Here is a 17978-nt window from a genome sequence, read left to right on the forward strand (position 1 = left end):
CGCTATCATTCAAACTTGCTTTTTCTTTTCACCATCACGTCTTATTTATGCTTCCCGGGCAACAACATACCCTTATCGCGCTTATTACGCGCGCCGTCTCGCAAGTCGTCCCCGACGCCACCCCTGCGGTCACACTCGAACGCCCGAAAATCGCCGCACACGGCGACATAGCCACCAATATCGCCATGCAGCTGGCCAAGCCGGCCCGCCGCAATCCGCGCGAACTGGCCCAGCAGATTGTCGACGCGCTGATGGGGCAGCCCGAAACCGCTGCGCTCATCGAGACAGCCGAAATCGCCGGCCCCGGGTTCATTAATTTCCGACTGACCGCTGCTGCGCGTCAGGCCGTCCTGCAGGTGCTGCAAGACGAAGGCGAACGCTACGGCAGCCAGCCCGCCAATCATCAGAAGGTTCTGGTCGAATTTGTTTCGGCCAACCCCACAGGGCCGCTGCACGTCGGCCATGCACGCCAGGCCGCGCTAGGCGACTCGTTATGCCGCCTGTTCACCGCACAAGGCTACGACGTTACCCGCGAGTTCTATTACAACGACGCCGGCAACCAAATCGATAACCTGGCCATCAGCGTACAGGCGCGCGCACGCGGTATCGCCCCCGACGCGCCCGAGTTTCCCGCCGACGGCTACAAGGGTGATTACATTCTTGATATTGCCAACGACTTCATCGCGCGCAAAACCGTCAAGGCAGCCGATGGCGACGAGGTCACAGCCACCGGCAACCTCGACAGCCTCGACGACATTCGCCACTTTGCCGTCGCGTACCTGCGCCGCGAGCAAGACCTCGACCTGCAAGCCTTTGGCCTGAAATTCGACAACTTCTATCTCGAAAGCTCACTCTATACGTCCGGGCGCGTCGAGAAAGCCGTCCAAACACTGATCGACAACGGTCACACCTACGAAAACGAAGGCGCGCTCTGGCTGCGCACTACCGAGCTCGGCACCGGCGACGACAAAGATCGTGTCATGCGCAAGTCAGAAGGTGGCTATACCTATTTTGTGCCCGACGTGGCCTACCACGTCGCCAAATGGGAACGCGGCTACCATCGCGCCATCAATATTCAGGGCAGCGACCACCACGGCACCATCGCACGCGTACGGGCCGGCCTGCAAGGCCTGGAAATGGGCATTCCCCAAACCTTCCCCGAATACATCCTGCACAAAATGGTCAAGGTGATGCGGGGCGGCGCCGAAGTCAAAATTTCCAAGCGGGCCGGCAGCTACGTTACCCTGCGCGACCTGATTGAATGGGTGGGGCAAGACGCCGTACGATTCTTCCTGGCCCAGCGTCGCGCCGACTCCGAATTCGTCTTCGATATCGACCTGGCGCTCTCAAAAAGCGAAGAGAACCCGGTCTACTACATCCAGTACGCGCATGCGCGCATTTGCTCCATGCTCGCGCAATCGGCGCCTACCGCCGCACAGCTGGCCTCGGCCGATATCAGCCGCCTGGTCGCGCCCACCGAGTTCGCACTGCTGCAGCGCCTGGCCGAATTCCCTGCGGCCATCACGCTGGCCGCCAACGAACTGGCACCTCACCACATTGCGTTCTGGCTGCGCGACTGTGCCGCCGACTTCCACGCCTGGTATAACGCCGAACGTGTCCTGGTCGACGACGACGCCCTGAAGATGGCGCGCCTGCGCTTGGCCCGGGGTACGCAACAGGTGCTGGCCAACGGCCTGGCGCTGCTGGGCGTTTCGGCCCCCGAAAAGATGTAATTACCGGCACCTATGGCAAAAAGTCGCAAATCCAACGCATCAATGTTCAAAGGCAGCTCGCTGTTCACGCTGCTGTTCGGGCTGATTCTGGGCCTGGCCATTGCGGCCGGGGTCGCCTGGTTTGTTACCCAGGTGCCCATGCCATTTACCGACAAGTTCAGTCGTTCTGCACCCACTACACAGTTGCCCGACGTACGCGACGCCCCCGATCCCAACCAAGCCCTCATGGGCCGAGGTGGCGCGGGTGCACCGGCCGACGCCGCTGCGGTTACACCGCCGCAGGCGTTACCGGGCAGCGCACCCGGGGTTACGCTGCAAGACGATATCGGGGCGTTGCTGACCACACTGGGTGCACCAGCCGCAAACACCGCACGCCCGACAGCGCCCGCAGCAGCAGCCGGCAGCAACAAGGCACCTGCGGCAAAACCGGCACCCGGCACACAAACCACCTACTATCTGCAAGCCGGCGCATTCAGGGCCGAGGCAGACGCCCAGGCCATGCGTGCGCGCATCTTGTTGCTGGGCGAACAGGCGCAAGTGCAGCCGGCACAAATCAATGGCACCACCCTGTACCGCGTTCGGGTCGGCCCTTACAAAGGCATCGACGACATGAACCGATCGCGCGTTACGTTGTCCAACGCCAAAATCGACACCACTGTGGTCAAGCCCTAAACCCGCCACCACTTGGCCTTTATTTACTTTTGAACAGGACTACTCATGGCATTGAACACCTTTGTTTCCCGTCTGCTTTCTGCCGCCGCACTAGGCCTGGCAGCGTTGCTGCCCCTTTCGGCAAGCGCACAAGGCGCCTTCACCAAAGTCACGCCCGAACAACCGTCCGACACGCCCGGCAAAGTCGAAGTGCTCGAATTCTTTTCCTATGCCTGCCCACATTGCGCCACCATGGAGCCCATGGTCGAGAAATGGGAAAAGACATTGCCCGAGAACGTCGTCCTGCGCCGCGTACCCGTTGCGTTCAATGCCGGGATGGTCGACCTGCAACGCCTGTACTACGTGCTTGAAAGCCTTGACCGTCTTGACCTTCATCCCAAAGTTTTCAAGGCACTGCACACCGAACGCAAGCGTATTTATGACAGCGGGGCCATTGCGCAGTGGCTGTCCACCCAGGGTATTGAGCCCAAGCAATACGAAGAAGCCGCTCGCTCGTTTGGCGTAACCTCCAAGGTCGCACGCGCTAAAGAGCTTGAAAAAGCCTACGATATCCAGGGTACACCCACCCTAGGCGTTGGCGGCAAATACACCACTTCGCCTAGCATGACTGGCAGCTACGAAGGCACTATCACCCAGGCCCAGAAGCTTCTGGACGAAGTGCTACAGGCAAAATAAGCAGTATTGGCGGGGCTGCATGGGCGTGCACCCCGCAAATAAAAAGGGCGCCGACCGGCGCCCTTTTTATTTGCCATAAACAATTCGACACTAGCAACAGCGCCGCCCCAGATTAAAAGTCACTTCCCGGCAACGGCCAACGCCTGCTGAATGTCTGCAATTAGATCGGCTGGGTCTTCCAGCCCAATATGCAGACGCACAATGGCGTTCTCTGATTTCGACCAATAGCTGTGTACGGCAATAGCGCCGGGCTCGACCAACTGCACCAGGCTTTCGTAGCCACCCCACGAAAACCCAATACCAAACAAGGTCAGGGCGTTAACAAACGTTTCGGCCTGGGCGGGCGTCAGCTTAAGCTCGACCGCCATCATGCCGTTTGAGCCATGGCAATCGCGCTGCCATAGCGCATGGCCCGGGTCGCCCGACCAGGCGGGGTGGAAAATATTGACGACGTCATCGCGGCCGGCCAGATATTGGCACACCTGCAGCGCATTTTGCGCATGCTGACGCAAGCGGATGGGCAGGGTGCGCACCCCTCGCAAGGCCAGCCAGGCATCGTCAGCGCTGATCGAATACCCCATGGCATAGTGCGTCTGGTTCAGCCGCGCAATAACGTCGGCGTCGTTGGCCGCCACCGCCCCCAACATCAGATCAGAATGACCCCCAATGTACTTGGTGCCCGCCATGACGGACACATGGGCGCCCAGCTCCAGCGGACGATACAGGTAGCCCGACCCCCAGGTGTTGTCAGTCACCAGCAGCAAATCATGCTGCTGCGCAAACTTGGCCAGCGCCGGAATATCGAGCATCTCGAACAGCAGCGAACCGGGCGACTCGACATACAGCACACGGGTTTCCGGACGCAGTAATGGCTCGAGGTCAGCGACCGTAGCGCGGCTGTAGGTTACATCGATATTCATGCGCTTCAGGACGGTTTTATCCAGATAACGCATAGGCCCATACACACTGTCGGACACCAGCATATGATCGCCGGCCCCCAGCAGCGCCATGACCGACAATGTCATGGCCGACAAGCCCGACGGCGCCAGAAAGCAACGCTCGGCGCTTTCAAGCGCACACACCACAGACTCGAGGGCTTCGTGGGTTTGCATGCCAATGCGGCCATATGTCACGCCACGGTCGCCAGCCAGTTGGGTAGCACGGGCTTTAGCCAGGGCATCAAGGCTTTCAAAGCGTACCGTGCTGGTACGCACAGAAGGCAGGGCTACCGGCGCAGCGCCCGTTGCCGGATCAAAAGGCGCCATGCCCGTGTGCATTAATAGGGTATCGAGATGATGATTTTTTGAAGCGCTCATGAGTATGTAGAACGGTCGCTGGCGCCCGGCAAACAAACGATTGCGGAAGCAACCGTCGGCAGAACGACGTTGGCGACTCAGAAATGATTTAACATCGGCCGGTTCAATACTACCTCACCCCGACCCGAATCGCCTTATGCTGACCTTCGATCTTGCTCTGTCTTTTTTCGGCATCGCCGTGCTGCTGGCGCTTAGCCCGGGGCCCGATAACCTGTTCGTGCTTATGCAATCGGCGTTGTGGGGGCGCACGTCGGGCATGATGGTGGTACTGGGCCTGTGCACTGGCCTGGTCGGCCATACGCTGGCCGTCGCGGTCGGCCTTGCGGCCGTATTTGCCGCCTCTGAAGCTGCATTCACCGCATTAAAACTGGCTGGTGCCGCCTACCTGCTGTATTTGGCCTGGGGGGCCTGGCGTGCCCCCGTCAGCACCCGCGCCGATGCCCGTCCGCCGCAACTATCGTACGGTGCCTTGTACCGGCGGGGCATTTTCATGAATCTGACCAACCCGAAAGTGTCCTTGTTCTTTTTGGCCTTCTTGCCGCAATTTACGTCGCCGGCACGCGGTTCGGTGGCGTTGCAAACGGTTAGCCTGGGGGCCTTGTTCATGTTGGCCGCATTTGTGGTGTTTGCCTGCATTGCGCTGTTTTCCGGCTGGTTCAGCCAGCATTTGCAAAAATCGGCCACCACGCAACGGCTGATCAACCGGGGCTCGGCCCTGGTGTTTGTCGGCCTGGCCATCAGGCTGCTGATGGCAGGGCGGCAATAAGCACCCGGGCAACGCCCCTAGGCGCGCCAAAACGCGCAGCAGCGGCGCAGTACCTGCTGCGCCAGCTTGCATGCAGCATGCATCACGCGTGACTGAACCTGTAAACGCCGTCTTCAAAGACCCGTTTCAACTTGCCTTCAAACCACAACGCATGCAGGTGCGCCAGCGCCTCGCCAATGGCAAACGACAACTGGTGCGGGTCGAGCTCTCGTTTGAACATCATGGGAACGATTTCGCCGGCCGTGGTAGGGCGGGCACAGGCTGCATACACTTCTTCGAGCCGATCGGCGTGGTGGGCGCATTGCTGGGCGATACGCTCGTGCAGGCCCACAAACGGGCGACCATGCGAAGGCAAGACCAGCGTGTCGTGGGGTAATTCGTCGTAATCGCGCAGCGACTTCAAATACAAGGGCAGGGGGTTGGACTCGGGCTCGAAGTCGAACACACTGACGTTGGTTGAAATACGCGGTAATACCATGTCGCCCGAAATAAGGACCTTCAAGGTGTCGCAATACAGCGAAACATGCTCGGGCGCATGACCATAACCCATAATGACGCGCCACTCCCGCCCCCCGATTTGCAGACGGTCATCGTTCATGATGCGAATAAACGAGGCGGGCATATCGGGTACATGACTGGGGTAATACTTGCCGCGCTCGCGGATTTTTTCCTGGGCTTGCGGGTCTTGCAAGCCATGACGCAAGAAGTGCTGCAGCGCAATGTGACCGCCTGTTCCGCCACCCGCACCAGCATCACCCGGCGCCGCCGGGCGTGACCACAACCGGGCAATCGCAAAATCAGTCATCGACATCCATAATTGCACGCCCCACCGTTCGCACAACCAATGCGCCAGGCCCACGTGGTCGGGGTGCATGTGCGTCACAATCACGCGCAGTACCGGCAGACCTTCAAGCTGGGTATTGAAAATGTCTTCCCACAGTGCCTTTACCGGTTCGCGCGACACCCCGGTATCGACAATGGTCCAACCCTCACGTCCGTCGATCTGGTCGCGCATCAGCCATAAATTGATATGGTCGAGCGCAAAAGGCAAAGGCATGCGAACCCAGCGCACCCCATCGGCCACGGCCAGCGCGTGACCAGGATCGGGCATCGTGTTGCCCATGGGATAGCTGAGTTTTTGTTCGTTTGGGTTCATACTGGGTGTCTCCGGTACAACGTAAAAAATTTCACTTTGATCTGATGTTTGGATTTATCTTAACTCAGTGTTAACACTAAAATTTTCAGGTTTCGCTAGAATAAACACTTAAATAAACATTTAAAACCTAAAGTATTCTGTCCATACCTCTTACCTTATTACCAAGGAGCACAACCATGTCTGACCCCATCGTCCTCGTCTCGGTAGCCCGTACGCCCATGGGCGGCATGATGGGCAGCCTGTCCGGGTTGGCTGCTCACGAACTGGGCGCCATTGCCATTAAAGCCGCCCTCGAGCGTGCGGGCGTTTCCGGCGACGCCGTCAACGAAGTCATCATGGGTAACGTACTGCAAGCCGGCCAGGGCCAGGCGCCTGCTCGCCAAGCCGCGCTGGGCGCCGGTTTGCCCCAGGGCGTTGGCTGCACGACCATCCACAAAGTCTGCGGTTCGGGGCTTAAAGCTGCCATGTTCGGGCACGACCTGCTGGTCGCCGGCAGCGCCGACGTCGTCGTTGCGGGCGGCCAAGAAAGCATGAGCAACGCCCCCTACCTGCTGCTGCGCGGTCGCCAAGGCTACCGTTACGGCCACTCTACCGTGTACGACCACATGGCCCTTGACGGCCTCGAAGACGCCTACCAGCGGGGTACTGCCATGGGCGTATTTGCCGAAGCCTGCGCCGACAAATACAGCTTCACACGCGAAGAACAAGACGCGTATGCGCTCGAATCGCTGCGCCGTGCCCGCGCTGCCACCGAAGACGGCAGCTTCAAATGGGAAATCGCACCAGTGACCGTCGCCGGCCGCAAAGGCGACACTGTCATCGATGCTGACGAAGGCCCCGCCAAAGCCATGCCCGAAAAAATTCCCGCGCTTAAACCAGCCTTCAAAAAAGACGGCACAGTCACAGCTGCGAACGCGTCATCCATTTCCGACGGCGCCGCCGCCATGGTAATGATGCGCGAATCGACGGCTAAAAAACTGGGCGCTACACCCCTGGCCCGCGTGGTTGCGCATGCCCAGCACTCGCAAGCTCCCGAGTGGTTCACCACAGCACCTGTCGGCGCACTGAAAAACCTCTTGGCCAAAACCGGCTGGAGCGCGAACGACGTTGATCTCTACGAAATCAACGAAGCCTTCGCCGTCGTCACCATGGCCGCCATGCGCGAACTGAATCTGGATCACGCCAAGGTCAATGTTCATGGCGGCGCCACCGCTCTGGGCCACCCCATTGGGGCATCGGGCGCACGCCTGGTCACCACGCTGGTCGGCGCGCTGCGCAAAACCGGCGGCAAGCGCGGTATTGCTACGCTATGTATCGGCGGCGGCGAAGCCGTCGCCATGGCTATCGAAATGGTCTGATCGCTTAGCCACATCCACGCTGCGGGTGCCGCCTCTAACGCGCCCGCAGCGTATTGCCTACAGTCTTTTTCCCGGCTTGCAGCGGTCGTAAAAACCGCGTACAGTGAATTCCGGTATTACCGATTTTTCCTCTAAGCCGCACCTTATGTACGATATCCTCGTCTACCTTTTCGAAAACTACTACACCCCACAAGCCTGCCCCGATGCCGACGTTCTGGCGCACAAGCTGGCTGCCGCCGGGTTCGAGCACGAAGACATCGACGAAGCCCTGGGGTGGCTCTACGGGTTGGCACAAACAACCGAGCACTGCGTTCAGTTATCACAGGTGCCTCAAAGCAACAGCACCCGCGTCTACACCGACCACGAATACCAAAGTCTGGGCACCGAAGCCATCGGCTTTATCAGCTTCCTCGAAGGCTCGGGGGTTTTGCCGGCCGCGCTGCGCGAAATCCTCATCGAGCGCGCCGAAGCTGCGGCCGAATCGCCCATTCCCCTCGAAAAGCTCAAGATCCTCACCCTCATGGTGCTCTGGAGCCAGGAAGCCGAGGTCGATCATCTGGTGCTCGAAGAACTGCTCACCGACGAGCACACCCGGCTGTCGCACTAAGCGGCGCTACCTGCATGGCGGCAGTACCTTCCGTGCCAACCGGCTACATCGGCCGGTTTGCGCCTAGCCCCAGCGGCCCGCTGCACGACGGCTCCCTGGTAGCGGCCATGGCCAGCTACCTCGATGCCCAAGCGCATAACGGGCAATGGCTCTTACGCATCGAAGACATCGATACGCCGCGCGTTGTACCCGGTGCCGACCAGGTCATCATGGGCCAGTTGCAGGCCCTGGGCATGCACTGGGATGGCGAACCCGTATGGCAATCACAGCGGTTGCCTGCCTATCAAGCGGCTTTCGAAACCCTCAAGGCCCAAGGCCGGGTATTTGGCTGCGGCTGCACCCGTCAGCAAGTAGGTAAAGGCCCTTACCCGGGCACGTGCCGAAACGGCATTCCTTTTGGCGGCCAGGTTCGGGCATGGCGCTTTCGGGTCGAACCGGGCGTGGTGCCCTTCAACGACCGCTGGCTGGGGCCGCAACAGCAAAATGTGGCCCACGACGTTGGGGACGTGATTATCCGGCGCGCCGACGGCTTGTGGGCTTACCAGTTTGTCGTCGTGGTCGACGACGCCTTCCAAGGCGTGACCGACATTGTGCGCGGGGCAGACCTGCTTGACTCTACCGCTCGCCAAATACTGCTGGCCCGTGCACTGGGGGTCACCCCCCCTCGCGTCATGCATGTCCCACTGGTGCTCGACGCTCACGGCTTAAAGCTATCGAAGCAAAACCATGCCGAGCCGTTCGATTGCGACAACCCGTTGCGCACACTGAACCGGGCTTGGGTCCGGCTGGGCTTTGACAGCCTGAATGACGCCACCAGCACGGCCGATTTCTGGGCCAAAGCCACCCAACACTGGCGAGCCAGATTTCAACATTTGATATATTGAGCCCATTCGCGGCCTGCCACGGCGTGGCAAAATTGGCCCATTCGCGGCATCTTCACTTGCACGGGGCCCGCCACCCCTCGTATGATCCGCGCTATTGCTGCCAACCCGCAGTTACTGGAACACAATGACTAAAACGCTGATTATTGCCGAGAAGCCCTCGGTAGCCCTTGATATTTCGCGCGCCCTTGGCGGGTTTACGCGCGAGGGGGATTACTTCGAAAATGATCAATATGTGCTGGCGTCCAGCATCGGCCACCTGCTGAGCCTGGTCGCGCCCAACGATCCGGTGCGCGGCAAATGGAGCTTTGCCCATTTACCGGTCATCCCGTCGCAATTCGAACTGGGCCCGGCCGACAAGCGCTCCAGCGAGCGCCTGAAACTGCTGGTCAAGCTGCTCAAGCGCAAAGATGTCGGGGCTATCATTAATGCCTGCGACGCGGGGCGCGAAGGCGAACTGATTTTCCGTTATATCGTGCAATACGCGGGCGTCAACAAGCCCATCAAGCGGCTTTGGCTGCAATCCATGACGCAATCGGCCATTCGAGAGGCCTTCGAAAAGCTGCGCGACGACGACGATCTCAAGCCCCTCGAGGCTGCTGCACGCTCGCGCGCCGAAGCCGACTGGCTGGTGGGCATCAATGGCACACGGGCCATGACCGCCTTCAACAGTAAAGACGGCGGCTTCTTTAAAACACCGGTGGGGCGGGTGCAAACGCCCACCCTGGCCATCGTCATGGAGCGCGAAGAACGTATTCGCAAGTTTCAGTCGCGCGATTACTGGGAAGTGCACGCCACATTTGTGGCCGCGGCAGGGTTTTACCCCGGCCGCTGGTTCGACCCTAAATTCGTCAAAAACGAACAAGACCCCGAACAGCGCGACTCGCGCCTGTGGTCTAAAACTGCCGCACAAACCATTGTGGCGGCCTGCCGCAACCAACCGGGCAAAGTCACCGAAGAGTCCAAGCCCACCACGCAGATGTCGCCGGCACTGTTCGACCTGACGTCGCTGCAACGCGAGGCCAACTCGCGCTTCGGGTTTTCGGCCAAGGCCACGCTGGCTCTGGCACAAACCTTGTACGAACGTCATAAAGCGCTTACCTATCCTCGTACCGATTCGCGTTATCTGCCCGAAGACTACCTGCCCACGGTCAAAGACACCGTAGCAGCGCTGGCTGAAGCCCAGTCCAATGTAGCGGCCGGCATGCAGCCGTTTGCCAAGCAGTTGCACAAGTCGGGCTGGATCAAACCCAACAAACGCATCTTCGATAACAAGAAGGTGTCAGACCACTTTGCCATCATTCCAACGCTGCAGGTTCCCAAAGACCTCAGCGAGGCCGAAAGCAAAATTTACGAAATGGTCACGCGCCGTTTCATGGCGGTGTTTTTCCCGGCGGCCGAGTTCCGCGTCACCACGCGCATTACCGAGGTATCGGGACACCACTTCAAAACCGAGGGTAAGGTGCTGGTGTCGCCTGGCTGGCTGGCCATTTATGGCCGCGACGCCCAAGGTGACGACACCAACCTGGTGGCCGTTGCCCAAAACGAAACAGTCAAAACCGACGAGATCGAAGCCCGCGACCTGGTCACCAAGCCACCCGCCCGCTTTACCGAGGCCACGCTGCTGTCAGCTATGGAAGGGGCCGGTAAGCTGATCGATGACGAGGCGCTGCGCGAGGCCATGTCCGAGCGCGGACTGGGCACGCCAGCCACCCGCGCAGCCATTATCGAAGGTTTATTGAACGAAGGCTATTTGCGCCGCGAAGGGCGCGAAATGGTGCCCAGCGCCAAAGCACGCCAGCTCATGACGCTGTTGTCGGGCCTTGGCGTTAGCGAACTGACATCGCCCGAACTGACCGGCGAATGGGAACAACGCCTGAAACAAATCGAGCAACGCCAGCTCGACCGCGATGAATTCATGCGCGAAATTGCGCAAATCACACAAATCATCGTCAAGCGCGCCAAAGAGTACGAACGCGACACTGTCCCAGGCGACTACGCTACGCTAAGCACACCGTGCCCGAAATGCGGTGGGGTGGTTAAAGAAAACTATCGTCGTTACGCCTGCACCGCCTGCGACTTTTCTATCGGCAAGCATCCGGGTGGCCGCACCTTCGAGGTACCTGAAGTCGAAGCACTGCTTAAAGAGCGCACACTGGGCCCGCTGTCTGGCTTCATCAGCAAAATGGGGCGGCCTTTTGCCGCGCTCTTGCGCATTACCGACGACTACAAGCTTGAGTTCGATTTCGGCCAGAACGATGCCGAGAACGAAGAAGCGGTGGACTTTTCCGGCCACACCCCGCTGGGGGCTTGCCCCAAATGCGGTAGCCAAGTGTTCGAACATGGCATGAACTACGTGTGCGAAAAATCCATCGGCCCCGAAAAGTCGTGCGATTTCCGATCGGGCAAAGTCATTTTGCAGCAAGAAATTGCCGCTGCTCAAATGCAAAAGCTGCTGGCTGATGGCAAAACCGACTTGCTGGACGGCTTTGTCTCCAGCCGCACCAACCGCAAGTTCAAGGCGTTTTTAGTTAAACAGGCTAACGGCAAAATCGGCTTCGAATTTGAAGCTCGGCCCGAAAAAGCCGGTGCCAAAAAGACCGCCGCGAAGAAAACAGCAAGCAAAACCGCTGCTGCGACTGCGACCGAAGATGCCAGCACGACAACTTCTGCCGTAAAGAAAACCGCGGCTAAAAAGACAGCCGCCAAGAAAACGGCAGCCAAGAAGGCCGCCACCAAAGCAAGCAAAACGGCAGCCAAAAAAACTGCCGTCAAGAAAGCGACAAAGGCGGTAGCGGCAACGGCCGATGACGACGATCCACCGTTTTAATTAAGAGGCACCGCCGCCCCGGCGGCACCCCTTATTGCTGCTCACGCAGCAAGCGTGCGGCATCCAGTGCAAAGTACGTCAGAATGCCGTCGCCACCGGCGCGCTTGAAGGCCAATAGCGACTCCATCATGACCTTGTCATGATCGAGCCAGCCATTGGCCGCTGCGGCCTTGATCATGGCGTATTCGCCGCTGACCTGGTAGGCGTAGGTGGGCATGCCAAATGCCTGTTTAACATCGCGCAGTACATCTAAATACGGCATGCCAGGCTTGACCATGACCATATCGGCGCCTTCGCGGATATCGGCCGCAACTTCGCGCAAGGCCTCATCGCGATTGGCCGGGTCCATTTGATACGTGGCTTTGTTCGATTTACCCAGATTAGCCGCCGAGCCGACTGCGTCGCGGAAGGGGCCATAAAATGCACTGGCGTACTTGGCCGAATAGGCCATGATGCGGGTGTAAATCAACTGATGCGACTCGAGTGCACGGCGGATTGCGCCAATACGGCCATCCATCATGTCGCTAGGCGCCACGATATCGACACCAGCCTGAGCCTGTACCAGGGCCTGCCGTGTCAAGATCTCAACTGTCGGCTCGTTCAGCACGTAACCGGCATCATCAATCACGCCGTCTTGCCCGTGGCTGGTGTAAGGGTCAAGCGCGACGTCGGTCAACACACCCAATTCGGGAAACCGTTTTTTAAGCTCGGCCACCACGCGCGGCACCAGTCCGTCAGGGTTGGTCGCCTCAATACCGTCGGGGGTCTTCAGGGCGCTGTCGATGACGGGAAAAATAGCCAACACGGGTACGCCCAGGTCAACACAAGCCTGTGCCGCCTCGAGCAATGTATCGGGCGAGTAGCGCACCACACCCGGCATGGACGGCACGGGCTGGCGCACGCCCTGGCCCTCCATAACAAAAACCGGGTAAATAAGGTCGTTGGTTGTCAGGACATTTTCGCGTACCAGACGGCGCGAAAAATCGTCGCGGCGATTGCGGCGCGGACGATGTGCGGGGAAATCGGCATTAACAAGAAATGAGGTCATGGCACCACCTGCGGAGAAATCCAGTTTTCGATATGGGCGGCCGCCTCTTCGAGCCCGATGCGGTGGGTGGAAGAGAACGGAATCGCCTTGAGTGTACCGATATCGGCCAACTCTTTTTTAATGGCATGTACAGCCTTGATACGCTGCCCGTACGGGAATTTATCGGCCTTGGTCAGCAAGACCAGTACCGGACGCCCCGTGGGGGCGATCCAGCGCGCCAGCCGTCGGTCGAGTTCGGTCAGGCCGCGACGGATGTCGAGCAACAACACAACGCCGGCCAACGACTGGCGCTCGTGCAGGTAACCGCCCAGTACGTCGGCCCACTCTTCGCGCGCCTCGCGGCCAATGGCGGCATAACCGTAGCCCGGCAAGTCGACCAAGTATCCCAGGGCTTCGCCCTGCGTGATCGGGTCGGGGATGCCGAACATATTGATAAGGCGCGTGCGCCCCGGTGTTTTGCTGGAAAAGGCCAGTCGACGCTGGTTGGTGAGCACATTAATGGCCGACGACTTGCCGCAATTTGAGCGCCCGACGAAACAAACTTCGGGGGCGCCCGGCTCGGGGAGTTGGTCGAGGCGTGCAGCCGACGTGGTGAACGCGGCACGATGGAGAATAGACAATGGCGGTACCTGATCAGGTTTAATTTAAACGCTATTGTATAATTGCAGGTTTGAAACTGTTGCGGCTATTTTTAAATCGCGATCCATCGAGGTCTTCATGAAGCGTACGCTTTCCAAAATGCTTGTGGCCAGTGGTTTATTGCTGGGCTCTTCCCTTCTTGGCGTCAGCCACGCGGCTGACGTTATCGTCTCAAAACCCGACGCCGCCAAGGGCGAACAGCTTTACGCCAACGGCGACGCTTCGCGCGGCATTCTTGCCTGTGCCTCGTGCCACGGCGCAGCCGGCAACAGCACATTGCCCGTCAACCCCAACCTGGCTGGCCAGGCCCACGAATACATTGCCAAGCAACTGCGCGACTTCCAAGGCATAGATGGCGCCCAGCCCACACGTCGCGCCGCTGGCGGTGCCAATTCGGTCATGACAGCCATCGCCACACCGCTGTCCGAAGACGACATCAAAAACGTTGCCTACTACCTGTCGCTGCAAAAGCTCGACTTCGAAAAAGCCGCCACAGCCACTAAAGAAGGCTCGATGGAGCGCGGTCAGCACATCTGGCGCGGCGGCTTGATGGAGCGTGGCGTACCCGCCTGTGCGGCATGTCACTCGCCTAATGGCATGGGCATTCCCAGCCAGTTCCCCCGTCTGGCAGGTCAATACCCCAACTACCTCGAAGACCAGCTCAAACTCTTCCGTAGCAACGACCGCGCCAACAGCCCCATGATGCACGACATCGCCGACCGCATGTCCGACTCCGACATTTCGGCCGTTGCCGACTACGCGGCTGGTCTGCGCTAACTGAACCGCTTTATGCAGAACTAATTCTGCATTAAACGGTCACATAGGGGGGGCTCTTACCAGCGCCCCCTTTTTTTATGAATTGCATCCCGTGAATCAAGCTTCCTCCTTGCGCCAGTGGGGCACCGACCTCTTCGAACTCCTGGGCTCGATGCGCTTTGCCGTCAGCCTGCTCATGTTCATTTGCGTGGCCAGCATTATCGGCACGGTGTTGCCGCAAAACCAGGTCTCGGCAACCTACATCGATCAGTTCGGGCCATTCTGGTACTCGCTCTTCGACGTCTTTGCCATCTGGCACGTGTACAACAGCTGGTGGTTTTTGCTGATCATGGCCTTTCTGGTCGTGTCGACATCACTTTGCCTGCTGCGTAATGCGCCAAAAATGGTCAAAGACATGCGCTCGTTTCGCGAGCATGTCCGTGGCAGCAGCCTGCGCGCCTTCCATCACAAGATCGAGACCGACAGTCAGCAAGCGGTCGAAGCAAGCACGGGTCGCGTGCAGCAACTGCTCGAAAAACAAGGCTACAAGGTCAAAGTACGCACCGACGGCGACAGCCGCCTGATCGCCGCCAAAAAAGGCAGCTCCAATAAACTGGGCTACATTTTTGCCCATGCCTCCATCGTCGTCATTTGTGTCGGCGGTATTCTCGACAGCGAGCTTCCGGTCCGCCTGCAAGTCTGGCTAGGCGGCAAAGCCCCCATCACCGAAAACATGCTCATTGCCGATGTCCCCGAGTCGGGGCGCCTATCGGCAGCCAACCCCAGCTATCGGGCCAACATGCTGGTCCCCGAAGGCGGCCAAAGCAGTCACGGCATCGTGTCAACAGGCGAGGGCGTTCTTGTTCAGCCGCTGCCGTTCTCCATCAAACTGGCCAAGTTCGATGTCGAGTACTACTCCACGGGCATGCCCAGCAGCTTCAAAAGCTACGTTGAAGTCCACGACCCCGACACCGACGAGCGTTTCGAACGTGTCATCGAAGTCAATGAACCGTTGCGCTACAAGGGCGTCACGGTGTATCAGTCCAGCTTCGACGACGGCGGCAGTTCCGTCGACTTCAAAGCTTTCCCGCTTACCGGCACGGCACGCGACACCTTCGACGTATCGTCAACCGTTGGCGAGCGCGCAGACATTACCCTTAACGCCAGCACCCAGCCCACGCCATTGCGCCTCGAAGTCTCCGGCTTGCGCGTCATCAACGTCGAAAACCTGCAGGTTAATGCCGACCCGCAACCCCGCGCCGTGCTCGAGCACGTAGCTTCGGTCACGGGCAGCGCCACCAGCACCCGACAAGAAAACCTGCGCAACGTCGGGCCCAGCGTCCAGTACCGTCTTATTGGTGCCGATGGCCAGTCATACGAATACAACAATTACATGATGCCCATGGTGCTCGATGGCGGGCCGGTATTTCTGGCAGGAGTGCGTCGCAACGCGTCCGACAACTACCAGTACATCCGCATTCCGGCCGACACCAACAGTTCGCTCAATGCCTTTATGGACTTGCGCGCTGCCCTGAACGATCCGGCGCTTCGCAACGAAGCTGCGGTGGCATTTGCCGCCGAAAATTCCAGCAACCCCGAGCAACGCGCGCTGCTGGAAAGCGCAGCGGCCGGCGCCCTCGAAGCCTTTGCTGCCGGCGGCTTCAACGCCATTCTGGCGCGTGTACCCGACGCCGAACGCGAACGCTTCCTGAGCTTTGCCGTCCCCATGATTCAGCTGTCGCTCACGCGACTGCGCGATATCGACCGCGCGGCACGGGGGCTTGCGCCCATCGACTACGAAGGCACCGACGGCCCGCGCGAAACCCAATGGCTGCAACAAGCCTTGCTGGCCCTGGCTAACCTGACCGACTACCCCGCGCCTGTGTTGCTCACCCCCACCAACTTCAACCACATCGAAGCCAGTGTGTTCCAGGTGGCGCGCAGCCCGGGCAAAAACACCGTATATTTGGGGTGTTTGTTCCTGGTTATTGGCGTATTTTCAATGTTCTACGTGCGCGACCGCCGGATCTGGGTCTGGGTACAACCCCAGGGTACGGGCAGCCACTGGTTGGCCGCCATGACATCCCAGCGCCGTAACCTCGATTTCAACCACGAATTCGACCGATTCCAGGCAGCTATCAAAAAGCTGTCTACGTAAGAGGCTCACCATGTCCGATACTTCTGTTTCTTCTCCTGCATGGGATGACGCCATGAGTGCCAGCGGCGACGGCCGCGGGCTGCGCGGCAAACCCGACTGGTCCGATATCGCGTTTTTCCTGTTGCTGGCCGCAGGCGCGGCCTGGGCGCTGGTTCGCTTCCCCGACAACATGGACATCTACGAGAAGTTCATTCTGGTCGGTGCGGTGCCCGGCGTCGCCTGGATGGCGTGGCTGTGGCGTCCGTTGCGCACCTTGTTTATTGCTGCCGGGGTCAGCGCGCTGTTCGCCATCTGGCTTTATGCGGCCGGCGGGCCCATCGACCAGGGCGACATCACGCGGGCCGAATCCGTATTCTTCCTGAAGTATCTGTTTTCGTCGCAGTCCGCCATTCTCTGGATGTGTGCGCTGTTCGTGCTGGCCACAGTCTGCTACTGGGCAGGGTTCTTCAGTAAAACCGCAGCATGGCTGGGCACGGCCTTAACGTGGGGCGCTGTCTATGCGGGCACTACCGGCATGCTGGTGCGTTGGCGCGAAGGCCATTTGCTGGGTCCCGATATCGGCCATATCCCGGTCAGCAATCTCTACGAAGTCTTTGTTCTGTTCGCCCTTATCACGGCACTGTTCTATCTCTACTACGAGCGTCGCTACGCCACCCGCGCGTTGGGGGGCTTCGTGCTGCTGGTGGTCACGTCGTCGGTTATTTTCCTGCTGTGGTACACCTTCACGCGCGACGCCTTCGAAATACAACCGTTGGTACCCGCACTTAAAAGCTGGTGGATGAAAATCCACGTACCGGCTAACTTCATCGGATACGGCACTTTCTCGCTGGCCGCCATGGTGGGCTTTGCCTACCTGGTTAAAGAACACGGCGAAACCAAGTCGCGTAAAAAGCTCATACCGCTGTTTTTGCTGGGCGCCATCCTGTGCGCTGAGCCGCTCATGTTCGGTTCGCGCGAACTTTCGGCCACCTGGATGCTTTACTTCGGTTTGGGCGCTGTCATCGTCGGCATTATTCTGGCGTTTCGCGGCCCCATCGCCAAAAGCCTACCTTCGCTCGAAATTCTCGACGACATCATGTATCGGGCCATTGCGATTGGCTTTGCGTTCTTTACCGTAGCCACCATTTTGGGGGCACTGTGGGCCGCCGACGCCTGGGGCACTTACTGGCAATGGGACCCTAAAGAAACCTGGGCGCTTATTGTGTGGCTTAATTATGCGGCCTGGCTGCATATGCGGCTCATGAAAGGCCTGCGTGGCGCCATGGCCGCCTATTGGGCGCTGGTGGGCCTGGTCATTACCAGCTTTGCCTTCCTGGGCGTCAACATGTTCCTGTCCGGGCTGCACTCGTACGGCGAACTGTAAGCACGCCATCAAGCGCCTGC

15 protein-coding genes are annotated in these 17978 nt (G+C 59.3%); 11 read left to right on the top strand and 4 right to left on the bottom strand.

All coding sequences use genetic code 11. The annotated features are described in order from the left end of the window. Positions 1-47: 47 nt before the first annotated feature. Genes argS through PuT2_RS10935 form a run of 3 tightly spaced genes read left to right on the top strand, consistent with a single transcriptional unit; the run spans position 48 to position 3080 of the window. Complete coding sequence (gene argS / locus PuT2_RS10925; protein ID WP_093971164.1) at positions 48-1733, top strand: arginine--tRNA ligase; 1686 nt, start codon at positions 48-50, stop codon at positions 1731-1733. A gap of 12 nt (positions 1734-1745) precedes the next feature. Continuing rightward, positions 1746-2405, top strand: a complete 660-nt coding sequence (locus PuT2_RS10930; RefSeq protein WP_093971087.1) for an SPOR domain-containing protein — start codon at positions 1746-1748, stop codon at positions 2403-2405. Between the two features lie 45 nt (positions 2406-2450). Then, positions 2451-3080: a thiol:disulfide interchange protein DsbA/DsbL gene (locus tag PuT2_RS10935; protein WP_093971088.1), complete on the top strand. Its 630-nt coding sequence runs from the start codon at positions 2451-2453 to the stop codon at positions 3078-3080. 119 nt (positions 3081-3199) lie between these two features. Here the strand turns inward: PuT2_RS10935 and metC are convergent, their stop codons facing one another. Then, positions 3200-4396, bottom strand: coding sequence for a cystathionine beta-lyase (gene metC, locus PuT2_RS10940; protein ID WP_093971089.1), 1197 nt, complete (start codon positions 4394-4396; stop codon positions 3200-3202). Between the two features lie 136 nt (positions 4397-4532). Here metC and PuT2_RS10945 point away from each other — a divergent pair, with 136 nt between their 5' ends. Beyond that, complete coding sequence (locus tag PuT2_RS10945) at positions 4533-5162, top strand: LysE family translocator (RefSeq protein ID WP_093971090.1); 630 nt, start codon at positions 4533-4535, stop codon at positions 5160-5162. 82 nt (positions 5163-5244) lie between these two features. On the opposite strand, the gene PuT2_RS10950 is transcribed toward PuT2_RS10945, so the two are convergent. Beyond that, positions 5245-6318 (bottom strand): MBL fold metallo-hydrolase, encoded by a 1074-nt coding sequence (locus PuT2_RS10950; protein ID WP_093971091.1) that lies wholly within the window; start codon positions 6316-6318, stop codon positions 5245-5247. 176 nt (positions 6319-6494) lie between these two features. Here PuT2_RS10950 and PuT2_RS10955 point away from each other — a divergent pair, with 176 nt between their 5' ends. The 4 genes from PuT2_RS10955 (at position 6495) to PuT2_RS10970 (ending at position 11994) form a co-directional block, all read left to right on the top strand. After that, positions 6495-7676 (top strand): acetyl-CoA C-acyltransferase, encoded by a 1182-nt coding sequence (locus PuT2_RS10955; RefSeq protein WP_093971092.1) that lies wholly within the window; start codon positions 6495-6497, stop codon positions 7674-7676. Between the two features lie 145 nt (positions 7677-7821). Then, positions 7822-8283 (top strand): DUF494 family protein, encoded by a 462-nt coding sequence (locus tag PuT2_RS10960; protein ID WP_093971093.1) that lies wholly within the window; start codon positions 7822-7824, stop codon positions 8281-8283. Between the two features lie 14 nt (positions 8284-8297). After that, a complete protein-coding gene (gluQRS, locus tag PuT2_RS10965) occupies positions 8298-9167 on the top strand; it encodes a tRNA glutamyl-Q(34) synthetase GluQRS (protein ID WP_093971094.1) in 870 nt (289 codons plus the stop codon). A 124-nt stretch (positions 9168-9291) separates the two neighbouring features. After that, positions 9292-11994, top strand: coding sequence for a DNA topoisomerase III (locus PuT2_RS10970; protein WP_093971095.1), 2703 nt, complete (start codon positions 9292-9294; stop codon positions 11992-11994). 31 nt (positions 11995-12025) lie between these two features. Here the strand turns inward: PuT2_RS10970 and hemB are convergent, their stop codons facing one another. Together hemB and yihA are read right to left on the bottom strand one after the other, a co-directional pair. After that, positions 12026-13042 (bottom strand): porphobilinogen synthase, encoded by a 1017-nt coding sequence (gene hemB, locus PuT2_RS10975; protein WP_093971096.1) that lies wholly within the window; start codon positions 13040-13042, stop codon positions 12026-12028. After that, positions 13039-13662: a ribosome biogenesis GTP-binding protein YihA/YsxC gene (yihA, locus tag PuT2_RS10980; RefSeq protein WP_093971097.1), complete on the bottom strand. Its 624-nt coding sequence runs from the start codon at positions 13660-13662 to the stop codon at positions 13039-13041. The genes hemB and yihA overlap by 4 nt, the downstream gene beginning before the upstream one ends. Before the next feature lie 97 nt (positions 13663-13759). Between yihA and PuT2_RS10985 the strand changes: the two genes are divergently transcribed. From PuT2_RS10985 to ccsB, 3 genes are all read left to right on the top strand, one after another. Beyond that, complete coding sequence (locus PuT2_RS10985) at positions 13760-14458, top strand: c-type cytochrome (protein WP_173862540.1); 699 nt, start codon at positions 13760-13762, stop codon at positions 14456-14458. A gap of 151 nt (positions 14459-14609) precedes the next feature. Beyond that, positions 14610-16595: a cytochrome c biogenesis protein ResB gene (locus tag PuT2_RS10990; protein WP_093971166.1), complete on the top strand. Its 1986-nt coding sequence runs from the start codon at positions 14610-14612 to the stop codon at positions 16593-16595. Positions 16596-16605: 10 nt separating this feature from the next. Continuing rightward, positions 16606-17958: a c-type cytochrome biogenesis protein CcsB gene (ccsB, locus tag PuT2_RS10995; protein WP_093971098.1), complete on the top strand. Its 1353-nt coding sequence runs from the start codon at positions 16606-16608 to the stop codon at positions 17956-17958. Positions 17959-17978 lie beyond the last annotated feature (20 nt).

The sequence above is a fragment of the Pusillimonas sp. T2 genome (assembly GCF_002236805.1).
Lineage (GTDB): Bacteria > Pseudomonadota > Gammaproteobacteria > Burkholderiales > Burkholderiaceae_B > Neopusillimonas.

Excerpts from the sequence above, each read along its gene's own strand:
- argS (WP_093971164.1), top strand. The coding sequence starts at position 48 with ATGCTTCCCGGGCAACAACATACCCTTATCGCGCTTATTACGCGCGCC.
- PuT2_RS10930 (WP_093971087.1), top strand. The coding sequence starts at position 1,746 with ATGGCAAAAAGTCGCAAATCCAACGCATCAATGTTCAAAGGCAGCTCG.
- PuT2_RS10935 (WP_093971088.1), top strand. The coding sequence starts at position 2,451 with ATGGCATTGAACACCTTTGTTTCCCGTCTGCTTTCTGCCGCCGCACTA.
- metC (WP_093971089.1), bottom strand. The coding sequence starts at position 4,396 with ATGAGCGCTTCAAAAAATCATCATCTCGATACCCTATTAATGCACACG.
- PuT2_RS10945 (WP_093971090.1), top strand. The coding sequence starts at position 4,533 with ATGCTGACCTTCGATCTTGCTCTGTCTTTTTTCGGCATCGCCGTGCTG.
- PuT2_RS10950 (WP_093971091.1), bottom strand. The coding sequence starts at position 6,318 with ATGAACCCAAACGAACAAAAACTCAGCTATCCCATGGGCAACACGATG.
- PuT2_RS10955 (WP_093971092.1), top strand. The coding sequence starts at position 6,495 with ATGTCTGACCCCATCGTCCTCGTCTCGGTAGCCCGTACGCCCATGGGC.
- PuT2_RS10960 (WP_093971093.1), top strand. The coding sequence starts at position 7,822 with ATGTACGATATCCTCGTCTACCTTTTCGAAAACTACTACACCCCACAA.
- gluQRS (WP_093971094.1), top strand. The coding sequence starts at position 8,298 with ATGGCGGCAGTACCTTCCGTGCCAACCGGCTACATCGGCCGGTTTGCG.
- PuT2_RS10970 (WP_093971095.1), top strand. The coding sequence starts at position 9,292 with ATGACTAAAACGCTGATTATTGCCGAGAAGCCCTCGGTAGCCCTTGAT.
- hemB (WP_093971096.1), bottom strand. The coding sequence starts at position 13,042 with ATGACCTCATTTCTTGTTAATGCCGATTTCCCCGCACATCGTCCGCGC.
- PuT2_RS10985 (WP_173862540.1), top strand. The coding sequence starts at position 13,760 with ATGAAGCGTACGCTTTCCAAAATGCTTGTGGCCAGTGGTTTATTGCTG.
- PuT2_RS10990 (WP_093971166.1), top strand. The coding sequence starts at position 14,610 with ATGCGCTTTGCCGTCAGCCTGCTCATGTTCATTTGCGTGGCCAGCATT.
- ccsB (WP_093971098.1), top strand. The coding sequence starts at position 16,606 with ATGTCCGATACTTCTGTTTCTTCTCCTGCATGGGATGACGCCATGAGT.